This is a genomic window from Pengzhenrongella frigida (assembly GCF_004168625.1).
Lineage (GTDB): Bacteria > Actinomycetota > Actinomycetes > Actinomycetales > Cellulomonadaceae > Pengzhenrongella > Pengzhenrongella frigida.
Map to the genome: position 1 here is coordinate 23,311 of NZ_SDWW01000046.1, position 12,728 is coordinate 36,038.

Here is a 12,728-nt window from a genome sequence, read left to right on the forward strand (position 1 = left end):
CGCCGGGGCCCAGCCGACGTCAGGCCGGCTGGGCCCCGAGGTCACGGCGCATGGTGTCCGACGCCCCGGTCCGGCCGACGACCCGGAAGTGATGCCGTTCATAGAGGGTGCGCGCCACGTGGTTGCCGTCCTCCACGCTCAGCGAGAGCGCCGAGCAGCCCGCGGTCCGCGCCTGTTCGATGCACCCGCGCAGCAGGAGACGACCGACACCCGTGCCGCGGCGGCCCGGATGTACGGCCATGCCGAGCTCAGGGATGTCGTGGGAGATGAAGCCGTAGCCGGGGTCGTCGTCGGGAAAGAGGCGCGCCCAGATCGCCCCGAGCGGCGCCTCGTCGTCGTCGAGGGCCACCAGGCCGAAGTCCGTCGGGCGCTTCCAGCCGGCCACGCAGTGGTGGAGCTCGGGCAGCGCGATGACTTGCGCGCGGGTCATGCGGGTCTGTCCAGCCCAGTTGACCGTGTCGACCAACAGGCCGGTGAGCAGGTCGAGATCGTCGGTCACGGCTTCGCGGAGGTGCATGCGCGAAGCGTCGCCCCCCGGTCGGTGGAATGCAAGGACAATCTCCCCGGCCGCGTCGCCTGCCCGCTGAGATCGGTGAGCCCGAGCACGGCGGTGATGGTGCGCACGACGCCGTTCTCGGAGTTCGGCGGCGCGACATAGCGCGCCCGGGCCCGCAGGAGGGGGTGCGCGTTGTCCATGGCGAAGGAGAACTCGGCGGCGTCCATCATCTCGAGGTCGTTGAGGAAGTCGCCGAACACCATGGTCTGCGCGGGGGTGATGCCGAGCTCCTGCTGGAGTCCGCGGACGCCCTCGCCCTTGTTCGCCGAGCGGTTCATGATGTCGACCCAGTGCTGGCCCGAGACGACCACCCGGTGATGGTCGAGGAACGGAGCGAAGGCGGGCGCCGTGGTCGCCTCGGCGCTGCCGAAGTCGAAGACCGCGACCTTGAGGACGTCGTCGTCGGGCAGCCGCAGCAGGTCGTCGACCACGCTCAGGCGGGAGAAGTACTTCTCGACCTGGGCGAGGAAGCGCGGGTCACGGCGTTCGACGTAGGCGGAGCGCTTGCCGCAGATCACGGCCCCCAGGTCCGCTCCGGTACGACCGAGCGCACGGGCGGCGGCGACGAGGCCGGTGACGGCGCCGGTCGTGAGGCAGTCGGACGAGATCTCCCGGCCCCGGCGCACCACGTACGTCCCGTTCTCGGCGATGAAGACCATCTCGTCCGCGAACTCCTCGAACCGCTCGAGCAGGTTGAAGTACTGCCGACCGCTCGCCGGGCAGAACACGATGCGCCGGCGCGCCAGCTCGCGCACCAACGGCAGGAGGTCCGCCGGCAGGTCGCCGTCGTCGTCGAGCAGGGTGCCGTCCATGTCGGCCGCGATCAGCCGGATGTCGGGACGCGTGGCGAACACCGGCGGATCGAGGGGGTGGCGCAGGGCAGTGGGCACGGCTGACATCCTTTCCGCCGGGTCGGGTGGAGCACACGCGAGAGCCGGGCAGGGCGCGAGGACGCCGGTCCGGGGCAGGTCCCGGACCGGCGTTCCCTCAGTTGATCGAGCGAAGCGTCAGGCCACCAGGTCCGCGAGGGTCGCCAGGGCGCCCTTCTCGTGCAGCGACCGCAGCGCCCGCTCGTACGCGCCGCGGAACCGCTCGTCGTCCACCACGTTCCCGAACAGCTCCCGCTGGGCGATGAACGCGTCGATCTCGACCGTGTTCCGCGCCGCGACGGCCCGCAGGCTGTCCGCGAGCCGGTCGCAGATCTCGATCGGCTGCCCCTGCTCGTCGGTCCCCTCGGCGTAGCGCGCCCAGCTGGCCACGATCGCGGCCGAGAGCTCGATGCTCCCCCCGCTGGCGAGGTTGTCGCGCACGACGGGCATCAGCCATTTCGGGATGCGGTCGGAGCTCTCGTTGCACAGGCGGGCGACCGTGTCCGCGACGTACTCGTTGCTGAACCGGTCGATGAGCTGGTGCTTGTACGCGTCGAGGTCGACTCCGGGCAGGGCTGCGAGCGTCGGGGTGGCCTCCTCGTCCATGTACTTGAGCAGGAACTGCGCGAACAGCGGGTTGCGGGCGACGTCGTGCACTGCGCGGTACCCCGCGAGGTGACCGAAGTAGCACAGGCCCTGGTGGCTGGCGTTGAGCAGGCGCAGCTTCATGAGCTCGTACGGCGCGACATCCTTGACGACCTGGACCCCGGCCTCCTCGTACGGCGGGCGGCCGTCGGCGAACGAATCCTCGAGGACCCACTGGCAGAAGTCCTCGCACACCACGGGCCAGCCGTCCTCGATGCCGTAGGTGGCGGCGACGTCTGCCCGGTCGGCGTCGGTGGTCGACGGCGTGATCCGGTCGACCATCGAGTTCGGGAACGGCACGTGCGCCTTCATCCACGCACCGAACTCCGGGTCCAGGGCACGGCCGTACGCGGTGAACATGGCCTCGGCGACGTGCCCGTTGCCCTGGATGTTGTCGCAGCTCATGACCGTGAACGGGGTGATCCCGCGCTCGCGCCGCAGCCGCAGCCCGGCGCAGACCAGCCCGAACACCGTGCTCGGGTGGGTGGGGTCGGCGAGGTCCGCCCGGACCGCGGCGTTGTCGAGGTCGAACTCCCCGGTGACGTGGTGGAAGTTGTATGCACCCTCGGTGATGGTGAGCGAGACGATCCGGATGGCCGGGTCGGCCAGGCGTTCGATCGCGGCGGTCGGGTCGTCTGGGGCGTACACGTAGTCGATGATCGACCCGATGACGCGCACGTCGCGGGTCCCGTCCGGGTTCTTGGCGACCAGCGTGTACAGCCCGTCCGACGCCGTCAGGACGTCGCGCATGTGGGTGTCGGACTCCATGACGCCCATGCCGCAGATGGCCCAGTCGGTGGCCTTGCCCTCGTTCATCAGCGTGTCGAGGTACATCGCCTGGTGACCGCGATGGAAGCCCCCCACCCCGAAGTGGATGATGCCGGCGGTCAGTTTCGACCGGTCGTAGGTCGGGGTGGCGACGGGCGCGTGGACCTGCCCCAGGTGAGCGTTGTCGAGCAGCATGGGTGACTCCTTCGAGAGACGTGCGACGTGCACGGTGACGTGCGGCTAGCGGGTGACGGGGCTCAGCTCGGTGAGCTCGTCCGTGGGCGCGGGTTCTTCCTCGTGGCCGACGGCGGTCGTGCCGGCGACGCCGTCGAAGCCGGGCTGGGTGCCGCGCAGCACGGCGGCCATGACGGCGGCCACCAGGTAGAGCAGCGCGAACAGGATCACGAGGCCGCGGGCCCCGAGGGAGTCGTAGAGCACGGCGACCAGCAGCGGGCCGGCGAACACGGCGGCGCCGATCCCGAGGTTGTACGAGCTCATGGCCGCTCCCGGGTGCTTCGGTGCGAGCGAGACGGCGATCGCCGACAGCGGCACGAAGCCCGCGAGGCCGATGCCGAAGAACGCGCCGACGATCAGGGTCAGCCCGTACGCGAACGGCCAGCCGTGGCTGATCGCGTAGTCGGGCACGACGTACAGCCCGAGCATCGACACCGAGCAGAGCACCGCGCCGAACCACACCACGGTCCGGCTCCAGCCGAGGCGGTCGCCGAGCCAGCCGAAGAACAGGTTGAACGGGATGTTCACGGCGTAGATGACGGTGGTGAGGATGAGGAACCGGCCGACCGACCACTGGAAGTGGTCGGTGAACAGCGCCGGGAAGAAGATCGCCATGCCGTAGGTGGGGATCGAGTTGATCATCCGGGTCAGCATCACGAGCATCACGCGGGGCTTGGTGACCAGCAGCTTGAGGCCGAACGTGAGGACCTCGAACACCTGGTCGGAGTTCTTGACCAGCGGGGCGCGGCCGACCTTCTCCTTCACGCCGACCATCGCCACGACGGTGCCGGCCAGGACGAGGGCCAGGGACACCCACAGGGTCTGGTACATCGACATGTGGAAGACGTCGAGCGTGGTGGTCGCGACGAGGGCGCCGAGCGTCGGGAGCCCCGAGGTGAACGCGACGTAGAACCACCCGATGGCGCTCGCCATCCGCTTGGCGTCGGCGGTCGCCGTGATCCACACGAGGAACCCGTAGGCGAAGAACGGGTAGCCGAACCCGCGCAGCCCGTAGGTGACGAAGACGAGCCAGACGCTGCTCTGGGTGAGGGCGACCACGAGGAAGGCCAGGCCGAAGAACAGCCAGATCCCGGCGCCGATCAGCATGACGCGGCGTGGGCCCCACAGGTCGGAGAGCGCGGCGGAGAAGAACGCGGCGATCGCGACGGCGATGCCGTAGACGGTCACCAGCGTCCCGACCATCGGGATCGAGAAGCCGTGGTCCTGGTGCAGGAACGGCGACAGGATGTTCGTCTCGACGCCGTCGCCGATCATGAACAGCGCCAGTCCGACGAATCCCCAGATGAGCGGGCGGGGCAGTCCGAGCCGGTCGAGGATGCCGTCGGGAGCGATCCGCTGCGCTCCGGGGGCCTGCTGATGAGCTGTTGGTGAAGCCATGTCGCGTCCTTGCGATGGTCCGTCAGTTCTCGGTCGCAACAAAAGTAACACCGATCTAACGTTTCTAACACCGCGGATGCGATTTGCGCCCGTACTTGCCGCAGCGATAGCATCCTGCCTGTGAAGTCTGAGATGGTCGATGGGGACAACGGCGCCACTGCGTCACTCGATGGCTTGACCCCCGAGAACCGGCGCGTCGAGCTGCTGCGCTATGTCGAGGAGCACACCACCGCGAAGGTCGAGGAGCTCGCCGAGCGGTTCGCCGTGAGCGCCATGACGGTGCATCGCGATCTGGACGTGCTTGCGCGGGAGGCCCTGCTCGAGCGGATCAGAGGTGGGGCCCGCGCGATCCCGCGGCACTTCTCGGAGCGCGACGTGCGGCTGCGCCGCGGCACCCGCGCGGCACAGAAGCAGGCCCTGGCTCGCGCGGCGTTGAGCCTCGTGCACGAGGGCGACATCGTCGCGCTGGACGACTCCACCACGGTCGCGGCGATGGCTCCCGATCTCGCCGCTCGCCGGCCCTCGGCCGTCATCACCCACTCGCTCGGTCTGATGCGGCGCCTCACGCAGGACCACCCGGACATCACCCTCGTCGGCCTGGGCGGGCAGTACTACCCGGAGACCGACTCCTTCCTCGGTGCGGTCGTCGTCGACCAGGTCAAGCGGGTGGCGGCCGACGTCGTCTTCGTCTCGACGACCTCGCTGAAGAACACCGCCCTCTACCACCCCGACGCCGAGGCGGCCCTGACCAAACGCGCGCTGGTCCTGATGGCCGACCGCAAGGTCCTCCTCGTCGACTCCACCAAGTTCGACGTGAAGAACGGGCTCTACCACGTCGTGGACCTCACCGCCTTCGACGACGTCTTCGTCGAGCAGGACCTGGCCGCCGAGCACCGGTCCCAGCTCGAACGGCTCGACGCCACCGTGCACTACGTCACCACGACCTGAGTCACGACCTCAGCCAGCACTCCACCCGCGTCACCCACCAGGAGCCACCGATGTCCCCTCAGTACGTGCTTGGAATCGACTCGTCCACCCAGTCCTGCAAGTCGGTGCTGGTCGACGCGGAGACCGGCAAGATCCGCGACCTGCGCCGCGCCCCGCACCCCGACGGCACGCAGGTCGCGCCGCAGGCCTGGCGTGCGGCGCTCACCGACTCCTGCGACGACCTGATGTCGCAGGTGGCGGCCGTCTCGGTGGCCGGCCAGCAGCACGGCATGGTCGCGCTCGACGCGGCCGGTGAGGTGGTCCGGCCCGCGATGCTGTGGAACGACACGTCGTCGGCCCCGCAGGCCCGCGACCTGATCGACGAGATGGGCGGCCCGCAGCGCTGCGCGGACTCCATCGGCTCGGTCATGGTGGCCTCGTTGACGGCGTCCAAGCTCCGCTGGCTGCGGGACAACGAACCGAAGAACGCCGCCCGCACGAGTGATGTGCTGCTCCCCCACGACTACCTGACCTGGCACCTGGGCGGCTGCAAGGAGATGACCACCGACCACGGCGACGCCTCCGGCACCGGCTACTACTCCACCTCCGAGCGGGCGTTCCTCCCCGGCCTGGCCGGACGCGCCCTCGGGCACCCCGTCGGCCTGCCGCGGATCGCCGGCCCGAGCGAGGTCGTCGGCGAGACCGTGCACGGCGCCCCGATCGCCGCCGGCACCGGGGACAACATGGCGGCGGCGCTCGGGCTCGGGCTCCGCCCCGGCGACGTCTGCCTCTCGATCGGCACGTCCGGGGTCGCCTCCGCGGTCGCCGAGCACAGCGTGCACGACGGGTCGGGCATGGTCACCGGCTTCGCCGACGCGACCGGCCGCTACCTCCCGCTGGCATGCACCCTGAACGGAGCCCGGGTCCTCGAGCTCGGCGCCCGGCTGCTCGGCGTCGACCACGAGGAGTTCGGCCGGCTGGCGCTGTCGGCGAAGCCCGGTTCCAACGGCGTGTGCGCCCTGCCGTACCTCGATGGCGAGCGGACGCCGAACCGCCCCGACGCGAACGGCGTGCTCCGCGGTCTCACCTCGACCACCGGCCGCGAGGACCTCGCCCGGGGCCTCGTCGAAGGCCTGCTGTGCTCCATGCGCGACGCCGTCCTGGCCCTCGAGGCCGCGACCGGCGTCACCACGCAGCGCATCCTGCTCATCGGCGGCGGCGCCCAGTCGGAGGCCGTCCGCCGGATCGCGCCGCAGGTGTTCGGCGTCGGGGTCGACGTGCCCGACGCCGGCGAGTACGTCGCGCTGGGAGCCGCCCGCCAGGCGGTGTGGGCCTTGACCGGCGAGGCCGACCCGCCGGAGTGGAAGGGTGCGGCGTTCACCACGTACGACGACGCCCCGCAGCCGCAGATCTACGAGCGCTACGCCGAGCTCCGCGACCAGACGCAGGGCTGGGGCTGACGACCCCGACGGGCCTCGCCCGCGGCACGGTGCCGCGGGCGGGCTGATCGGGCCCGGGCGACCCTTGACTCCTTCTTCGCGGGGCGGCAAGACTCGAAGATGAGGGTGCCGACTACTCGTGGCCAGGTGCGAGATGGGTCGATTTGAGGTTCTGGAACCGTCCGGGCTTCGACCGCAGAGCCGGACGATCACGAGCGGGCAGGTCGTCCTCGGTCGGAGTCCCGGCGTCGACTGGCTCCTCGACGAACCCACGGTGAGCCCGCACCACGCCGTCGTCCGTCACTACGCCGACCACGACGAGATCGAGGACCTCGGCTCCACCGCGGGGACGCAGGTGAACGGGCAACCGTTGAGCGGATCGCGAACACTCAGGCCGGGCGACGTCGTCCAGCTGGCCGCGGTCCACCTGCGCTACCTCGGCGAGCACGGTCCCACGGAGGCCACCTCCGGCCCCACCGCGGTGACGGCACCCAGCGCGCCGTCGTTCACCGTCGGCGGCCAACGGGGCCAGACCATCAGCAACGTGGGGCACGACCAGGACAACCAGTACCTGCAGCAGGTCATCGTCTACCGCGAGCAGGGCCTGCAGCACGTCGCCTCGATGAGCCGGGCGGCCCGGATCCTGATCCTCTTCGGCTCTGGCCTCTCCGGCCTGGGGATCGTGACCTTCATCGGTTCGCTCGTCGTCGATGGGGCTCGAAGCACGCAGGTCGACCTCACCGATCCCGATGCCTTCGCCGAAGCCGCCCGACTGAGCGAGCTCTACGGCATCCCGGTGTTTGCGATCGGATTCGGGACCGCCCTCATCGGGGCGGCGTTGTTCCTCACCGGGATGCTGGTGCAGCTCTCGGCCGCCACCCAGTCCCGGCGGATCAACCGCGACTACCCGCTGCCACCGATGCCGATCGACTGAGCGGAGATCCGGCACCAGGAGGAACCATGGGGGATCTGCGCGGGCACGCTGCGCAGCCTGCGCCCACCCGGATCAGGGCCGGCGACCGCGACGGAGCAGCCAGATGAGGGAACCGAGGAGGAGCATCGCGGTCCCCGCCACGACCGACGCGATCGGGAGCGAGAAGGCCAGCAGCGCGCAGCCCACGAAGCCGAGGATGGGTTGCCAACGCGGCGGACGGTGCTCGGCCGCGGTGAGCGTCAGTGCCGCGGCGTTCGCGATCGCGTAGTACGTCAGCACGGCGAACGACGAGAACCCGATCGCTCCCCGCAGGTCGACCGTCGCCACCAGGACGATCACGACCAGCGCGACCGCCAGCTCCGCGCGGTGGGGCACGCGGTAGCGCGGGTGCACGACGTCGAGCGCGGCGGGAAGGTGCCGGTCGCGCGCCATCGCGAAGGTCGTGCGTGAGACCCCCAGGATCAGCGCGAGGAGCGAACCGAGAGCCGCGATCGCTCCCCCGACCTGCACCACGGGTGCCAGCTCGTTCAGCGTGCCGACCTCGACCGCGGCCCGCAGCGGCGAGAGGCTCGCCGCCAGGCCCTCCGCGCCGGCCGCCACCAGCGCGGACACGGCCACGACGGTGTACACGACCAGCGTGATCCCGAGCGCGATCGGGATGGCGCGCGGGATCGTGCGGGCCGGGTCCCGGACCTCCTCGCCCAGCGTGGCGATCCGGGCGTAGCCCGCGAACGCGAAGAAGAGCAAGCCGGCGGACTGCAGCACGCCGTACGCGCTGGCGCCGGGGAACGGGGCCAACCGAGCCGGGCTCGCCTGCCCGCCGAACAGCGAGGCTACGACCACGACCGTGAGCGCGACCAGGGTGAGCACGACGATCGCGCGGGCCAGCCAGGCCGACTTCTGCACCCCGAGATAGTTCACCGCCGTGATGGCCACCACAGCCAGGACCGCCACCAGCCGCAGGTGGGCGGGGGCGGCGTACGCGGCGAACGTCAGCGCCATGGCCGCACAGCTGGCCGTCTTGCCCACGACGAATCCCCAGCCGGCGAGATAGCCCCAGAACTCCCCGAGCCGCTCGCGGCCGTAGACGTACGTGCCGCCGGACTGCGGGTACCGGGCGGCCAGGCGGGCGGAGGACATCGCGTTGCAGTACGCGACCACGGCGGCGATGCCCAGACCGATCAGCAGCCCCGAGCCGGCGGCCCGCGCGGCCGGAGCGAACGCGGCGAACACCCCAGCCCCGATCATCGAACCGAGCCCGACGACGACGGCGTCGACGACCCCGAGCCGTCGCACCAGGCCCGTCTCGACGCGGGGGTCGGACGCTCCCCGCGGCGGACGCCCGGCGGTCATCGGATCGCCTACCTCGAGGCTGGTCGGGGACGTCGCACGATCGCCCACCACACGATTCCACCGACGGTCATGCCGAACCCCACGAAGCCCACGACCATGACGCCGAAGACACCGAAGACGGTCGAGAAGATCCCGGTGAAGAACGGCACGAAATCCTGGTCCGGGGTGAGCATGACGGTGGCCGTCGAACCATCGGTCAGGGGCGGAGCCGTGACCGTGTACGAGCCCGGCTCGGCCACGACGAACGCGCCGACGGACCGGGCCCGGACCCCGCCGCGACCGGCGTTCACGGACACCTGCGCCCCGCCGCCCGTGGCGACCGAGGTGCCGTCAGGGCCGGTCACCTCGAGGTCGCCGGCCAGCTCACCGAGCCCGGCGGGTTCCCGCTGCGCGATCAGGATCGCGTAGCGGCCGGCCTCGAGCTGGACCTGGGCCGTACCCGGCGCATCGACGGTGCCGACCACCGCCGACCCCGCACTGCCGTCCGGACCGAGCAGGTCCAGCGGGAGGAGCCCGACGAACTGTCGAGCGGTGAAAACCCCGAGGACGACCGCGGCCACGCACAGCAGGGCACCGACCGCGGTGAGGATCTTCGCGCCGCGGGTCGAACGACGGGTGACGGCGGGCGGTGGTGCGGGTGCGGGCGCGGGCGCGGCATAGGTCACGAGGGAGAACCTAGACCCGTGGCGAGCGCCGCCTTGATCTCGAGGTGGCGCAACAGGAACGCACGCTCGTCGAGCCGCTTGCGCCGCAGCCAGCCGGTGACCTCGGCGTTGCACTTGCTGGCGTTGCACGTGCCGCAGGCCGGTGCGATGTTGTCGAGCGTGTACCGCCCGCCGCGGGAGAGCGCCAACACGCAGTCGCGCTGCAGCGGCCGGTCGACCGCGCCGCAGTACGCGCAGCCACCCCAGGCGGCCTTGAGCGCGGCCCACTGCTCGTCGCTGAGGTCGTGCTCGACGCCGTCCATGCGACGCTTGCGCTTGCGCGCGGCCCGTGCCCTGCGACTTCGGTTGACGGCCACCGCCCCAGCGTAGGCACCGACGATCGCCGCAGCGCGCACGCCGTGCAGCGCGCCCGCTCCCGCCGGGAATAGGCTCGCCACCGACCGGGCCCCGACGAGGGGACCGTGAACGGAGCGAGCAATGTTCAGCATCATGGTGCGGTTCGACCTTCCGGACGAGGCTGCCGCGGCAGCCTTCGACGCCCTGGCCGCGGAGGTCGTGCCCAGCATCCGCGAGCGGGAGCCGGGCACGCTGCTCTACCTGATCCACCAGGTCGACGGCGCACCGCTGTCCCGGGCCTTCTACGAGATCTACCGCGATCGAGCAGCGCACGCAGCGCACGAGGCACGGCCCGAGGTCGCGGCCTTCCTGACGGCGGTCGCCCGGCTGGTGACCGCGACGCGGGTGGAGTACCTCATCCCGGACGGACCGTCCGAGGCGGCCTGGACGCGCCACTGACGGGTTACGCGGCGGGCAGCCGGAGCCGCTTGAGGAGCAGGGCGTTGACCGCGACGATCAGCGAGGATCCGGACATCGACAGGGCTGCGATCTCGGGGCGCAGCACCAGACCGAACGCGGGCGCGAAGACGCCGGCGGCGATCGGCAGCGCGATCGCGTTGTAGCCCACCGCCCAGCCCAGGTTCTGCCGCATCTTGCGCAGCGTGCCCCGGCCGATCCGCAGCGCGACCGGGACGTCCAACGGGTCGGACCGCATCAGGACGACGTCGGCCGTCTCGATCGCGACGTCGGTCCCGGTCCCGATCGCGATGCCCAGGTCGGCCGTGGCCAGCGCCGGCGCGTCGTTGCCCCCGTCCCCGACCATCGCGACCCGCTTGCCCGCCCGCTGGAGCTCGGCGATCTTGTCGGCCTTGTCTCCCGGCAGGACCTCGGCGATCACGGTGTCGATCCCGAGCTGATCGGCGATCCGCCGGGCGGTCCCCTCGTTGTCCCCCGTGAGCATCACCACGGCGACCCCGGACTCGTGCAGCGCGGCGATCGCCGCGGCCGCCGTCGCCCGTGACGCGTCCGCGAGCGCGATCACGCCGGCGGCCCGCCCGTCCACGGCGACGAGCACGGCCGTGCGCCCGGCGACGGCAAGGTCGTCATAGGGACCCGCCAGGGCTCCGAGCTCGATGTTCGCGCCCGTCAGGAGGCGGCGGTTGCCCACGATCACCGAGCGACCGTCGACCTGTGCGGTCGCGCCCTGGCCGGGCACGTTGTGGAAGCCGGTGGTCGGCAGGCGATCGAGACCGCGTCCCGCTGCGAGGTCGGCGATGGCCCGAGCGAGGGGGTGCTCGGACTCGCGCTCGACGGCGGCGGCCAGGGTCAGCATCTCGGTCTCGGCCAGCCCGACGGCGATCACGTCGGTGACGGCCGGCTGACCCGTGGTCAGGGTGCCGGTCTTGTCCATCACGACCGTGTCGATCCGGGCCGACGTCTCCAGCGCGGTCGCGTTCTTGAACAGCACCCCCCGCTGGGCTCCCAGGCCGGTGCCGACCATGATCGCCGTCGGCGTGGCCAGGCCGAGCGCGTCCGGGCAGGTGATGACCACCACGGTGATCGCGAAGAGCATCGCAGTCTGCACCGTCTCCCCCGCGGCCAGCCAGAGCAGGAACGTGGCGCTGCCACCGATCAGGGCCACCAGGACGAGCCAGAACGCTGCCCGGTCGGCCAGCCGCTGCCCCGGGGCCTTGGAGTTCTGCGCCTCCTGCACCATGGCCACGATCTGGGCCAGGGCGGTGTCGGCGCCGACCCTCGTCGCGCGCACCCGCAAGGTCCCCGTGGTGTTGATCGACCCACCGATCACCTCGGCGCCCGGGGCCTTGGCCACCGGGAGCGACTCCCCCGTGACCATCGACTCGTCGACCTCGGAGTCACCGACCTCCACCACCGCGTCCGTGGGGACCTTCGCCCCCGGGCGCACCAGCAGCAGGTCGCCGACCTGGACGTCCGCCGTCGACACCTCGACCGGCTCGCCGTCGCGCACGACCAGCGCCGTCGACGGGGCGAGCTCGAGCAGGCTGCGCACCGCCTTGTTGGCGCCACCGCGAGCCCGCATCTCGAACCAGTGCCCCAGCAGCACGAACGCGGTCAGCACGGTCGCGGCCTCGTAGAACACCTCACCCCCGCCGGTGAGCGTGACCCCCAGGCTGTACAGCCAGCCGGTGCCCACCCCGACGGCGACCAGCACCATCATGTCGAGCGTCTTCGCCCGCAGTGCCCGGACGGCCCCGTCGAAGAAGATCCACGCCGAGTAGAAGACCACCGGCAACGACAGGAGCAGCGAGAACACGTCGTCGCGCAGCCCGAACGGCGCCGGGACCCCGAAGCCGAGGACCTCGCGCCCGATCGGCGACCACAGCAGGATCGGCACCGACAGCACGGCCGCCACGAGGAACCGGCGCCGCATGTCCCGCACCATGTCGTCCATCGACATGCCGCCGTGGCCGCCATGGCCCATCACCTCGTGCGGTGACGGGCCGGCGGGTGCGACGGGTGCGACGGGCTCAGCCATCGGGTCGCACACGTGTAGTGTGTCGCTTAGCGTGGATATGATGAGCGTGTGGAGATACCAAAATGCGGGGATAAGCGCCACACGGGCGC

Annotated in this window: 12 protein-coding genes; 4 read left to right on the plus strand and 8 right to left on the minus strand. The window is 71.2% G+C overall.

Annotated elements, in window-relative coordinates; genetic code table 11:
* Positions 1–19: 19 nt before the first annotated feature.
* The 4 genes from EUA98_RS16120 to EUA98_RS16135 form a co-directional block, all read right to left on the minus strand.
* Complete coding sequence (locus tag EUA98_RS16120; RefSeq protein WP_130103719.1) at positions 20–517, minus strand: GNAT family N-acetyltransferase; 498 nt, start codon at positions 515–517, stop codon at positions 20–22.
* Positions 496–1,446 (minus strand): Cof-type HAD-IIB family hydrolase, encoded by a 951-nt coding sequence (locus EUA98_RS16125; protein ID WP_242511603.1) that lies wholly within the window; start codon positions 1,444–1,446, stop codon positions 496–498. The genes EUA98_RS16120 and EUA98_RS16125 overlap by 22 nt, the downstream gene beginning before the upstream one ends.
* 117 nt (positions 1,447–1,563) lie before the next feature.
* Positions 1,564–3,033, minus strand: coding sequence for a mannitol dehydrogenase family protein (locus tag EUA98_RS16130; RefSeq protein ID WP_130103721.1), 1,470 nt, complete (start codon positions 3,031–3,033; stop codon positions 1,564–1,566).
* 45 nt (positions 3,034–3,078) lie between these two features.
* The gene (locus EUA98_RS16135) at positions 3,079–4,470 is read right to left on the minus strand and encodes an MFS transporter (RefSeq protein ID WP_130103722.1); all 1,392 of its coding nucleotides are present in this window, start codon (positions 4,468–4,470) and stop codon (positions 3,079–3,081) included.
* Between the two features lie 120 nt (positions 4,471–4,590).
* Between EUA98_RS16135 and EUA98_RS16140 the strand changes: the two genes are divergently transcribed.
* From EUA98_RS16140 to EUA98_RS16150, 3 genes are all read left to right on the plus strand, one after another.
* Entirely contained in the window at positions 4,591–5,418 is an 828-nt protein-coding gene (locus EUA98_RS16140; protein ID WP_130103723.1) for a DeoR/GlpR family DNA-binding transcription regulator, read from the plus strand.
* A 50-nt stretch (positions 5,419–5,468) separates the two neighbouring features.
* Entirely contained in the window at positions 5,469–6,857 is a 1,389-nt protein-coding gene (gene xylB, locus EUA98_RS16145) for a xylulokinase (protein WP_130103724.1), read from the plus strand.
* A gap of 133 nt (positions 6,858–6,990) precedes the next feature.
* Positions 6,991–7,770, plus strand: a complete 780-nt coding sequence (locus tag EUA98_RS16150) for an FHA domain-containing protein (protein WP_130103725.1) — start codon at positions 6,991–6,993, stop codon at positions 7,768–7,770.
* A gap of 72 nt (positions 7,771–7,842) precedes the next feature.
* Here the strand turns inward: EUA98_RS16150 and EUA98_RS16155 are convergent, their stop codons facing one another.
* Genes EUA98_RS16155 through EUA98_RS16165 form a run of 3 tightly spaced genes read right to left on the minus strand, consistent with a single transcriptional unit; the run spans position 7,843 to position 10,144 of the window.
* Positions 7,843–9,123: an APC family permease gene (locus EUA98_RS16155; RefSeq protein ID WP_130103726.1), complete on the minus strand. Its 1,281-nt coding sequence runs from the start codon at positions 9,121–9,123 to the stop codon at positions 7,843–7,845.
* An 8-nt stretch (positions 9,124–9,131) separates the two neighbouring features.
* Positions 9,132–9,788 (minus strand): hypothetical protein, encoded by a 657-nt coding sequence (locus tag EUA98_RS16160; protein WP_130103727.1) that lies wholly within the window; start codon positions 9,786–9,788, stop codon positions 9,132–9,134.
* A complete protein-coding gene (locus EUA98_RS16165) occupies positions 9,785–10,144 on the minus strand; it encodes an HNH endonuclease (RefSeq protein ID WP_242511605.1) in 360 nt (119 codons plus the stop codon). The genes EUA98_RS16160 and EUA98_RS16165 overlap by 4 nt, the downstream gene beginning before the upstream one ends.
* 121 nt (positions 10,145–10,265) lie before the next feature.
* On the opposite strand from EUA98_RS16165, the gene EUA98_RS16170 reads away from it, so the two are divergent.
* Positions 10,266–10,583, plus strand: coding sequence for an antibiotic biosynthesis monooxygenase (locus EUA98_RS16170; protein WP_130103728.1), 318 nt, complete (start codon positions 10,266–10,268; stop codon positions 10,581–10,583).
* Between the two features lie 4 nt (positions 10,584–10,587).
* Here EUA98_RS16170 and EUA98_RS16175 read toward each other — a convergent pair whose 3' ends face one another.
* The gene (locus EUA98_RS16175) at positions 10,588–12,639 is read right to left on the minus strand and encodes a copper-translocating P-type ATPase (protein WP_242511606.1); all 2,052 of its coding nucleotides are present in this window, start codon (positions 12,637–12,639) and stop codon (positions 10,588–10,590) included.
* Positions 12,640–12,728 lie beyond the last annotated feature (89 nt).

Bases quoted from the DNA above. Each gene is read 5' to 3' on its own strand.
- EUA98_RS16120 (WP_130103719.1), bottom strand. From the start codon at position 517: ATGCACCTCCGCGAAGCCGTGACCGACGATCTCGACCTGCTCACCGGC.
- EUA98_RS16130 (WP_130103721.1), bottom strand. From the start codon at position 3,033: ATGCTGCTCGACAACGCTCACCTGGGGCAGGTCCACGCGCCCGTCGCC.
- EUA98_RS16135 (WP_130103722.1), bottom strand. From the start codon at position 4,470: ATGGCTTCACCAACAGCTCATCAGCAGGCCCCCGGAGCGCAGCGGATC.
- xylB (WP_130103724.1), top strand. From the start codon at position 5,469: ATGTCCCCTCAGTACGTGCTTGGAATCGACTCGTCCACCCAGTCCTGC.
- EUA98_RS16150 (WP_130103725.1), top strand. From the start codon at position 6,991: ATGGGTCGATTTGAGGTTCTGGAACCGTCCGGGCTTCGACCGCAGAGC.
- EUA98_RS16155 (WP_130103726.1), bottom strand. From the start codon at position 9,123: ATGACCGCCGGGCGTCCGCCGCGGGGAGCGTCCGACCCCCGCGTCGAG.
- EUA98_RS16170 (WP_130103728.1), top strand. From the start codon at position 10,266: ATGTTCAGCATCATGGTGCGGTTCGACCTTCCGGACGAGGCTGCCGCG.
- EUA98_RS16175 (WP_242511606.1), bottom strand. From the start codon at position 12,639: ATGGCTGAGCCCGTCGCACCCGTCGCACCCGCCGGCCCGTCACCGCAC.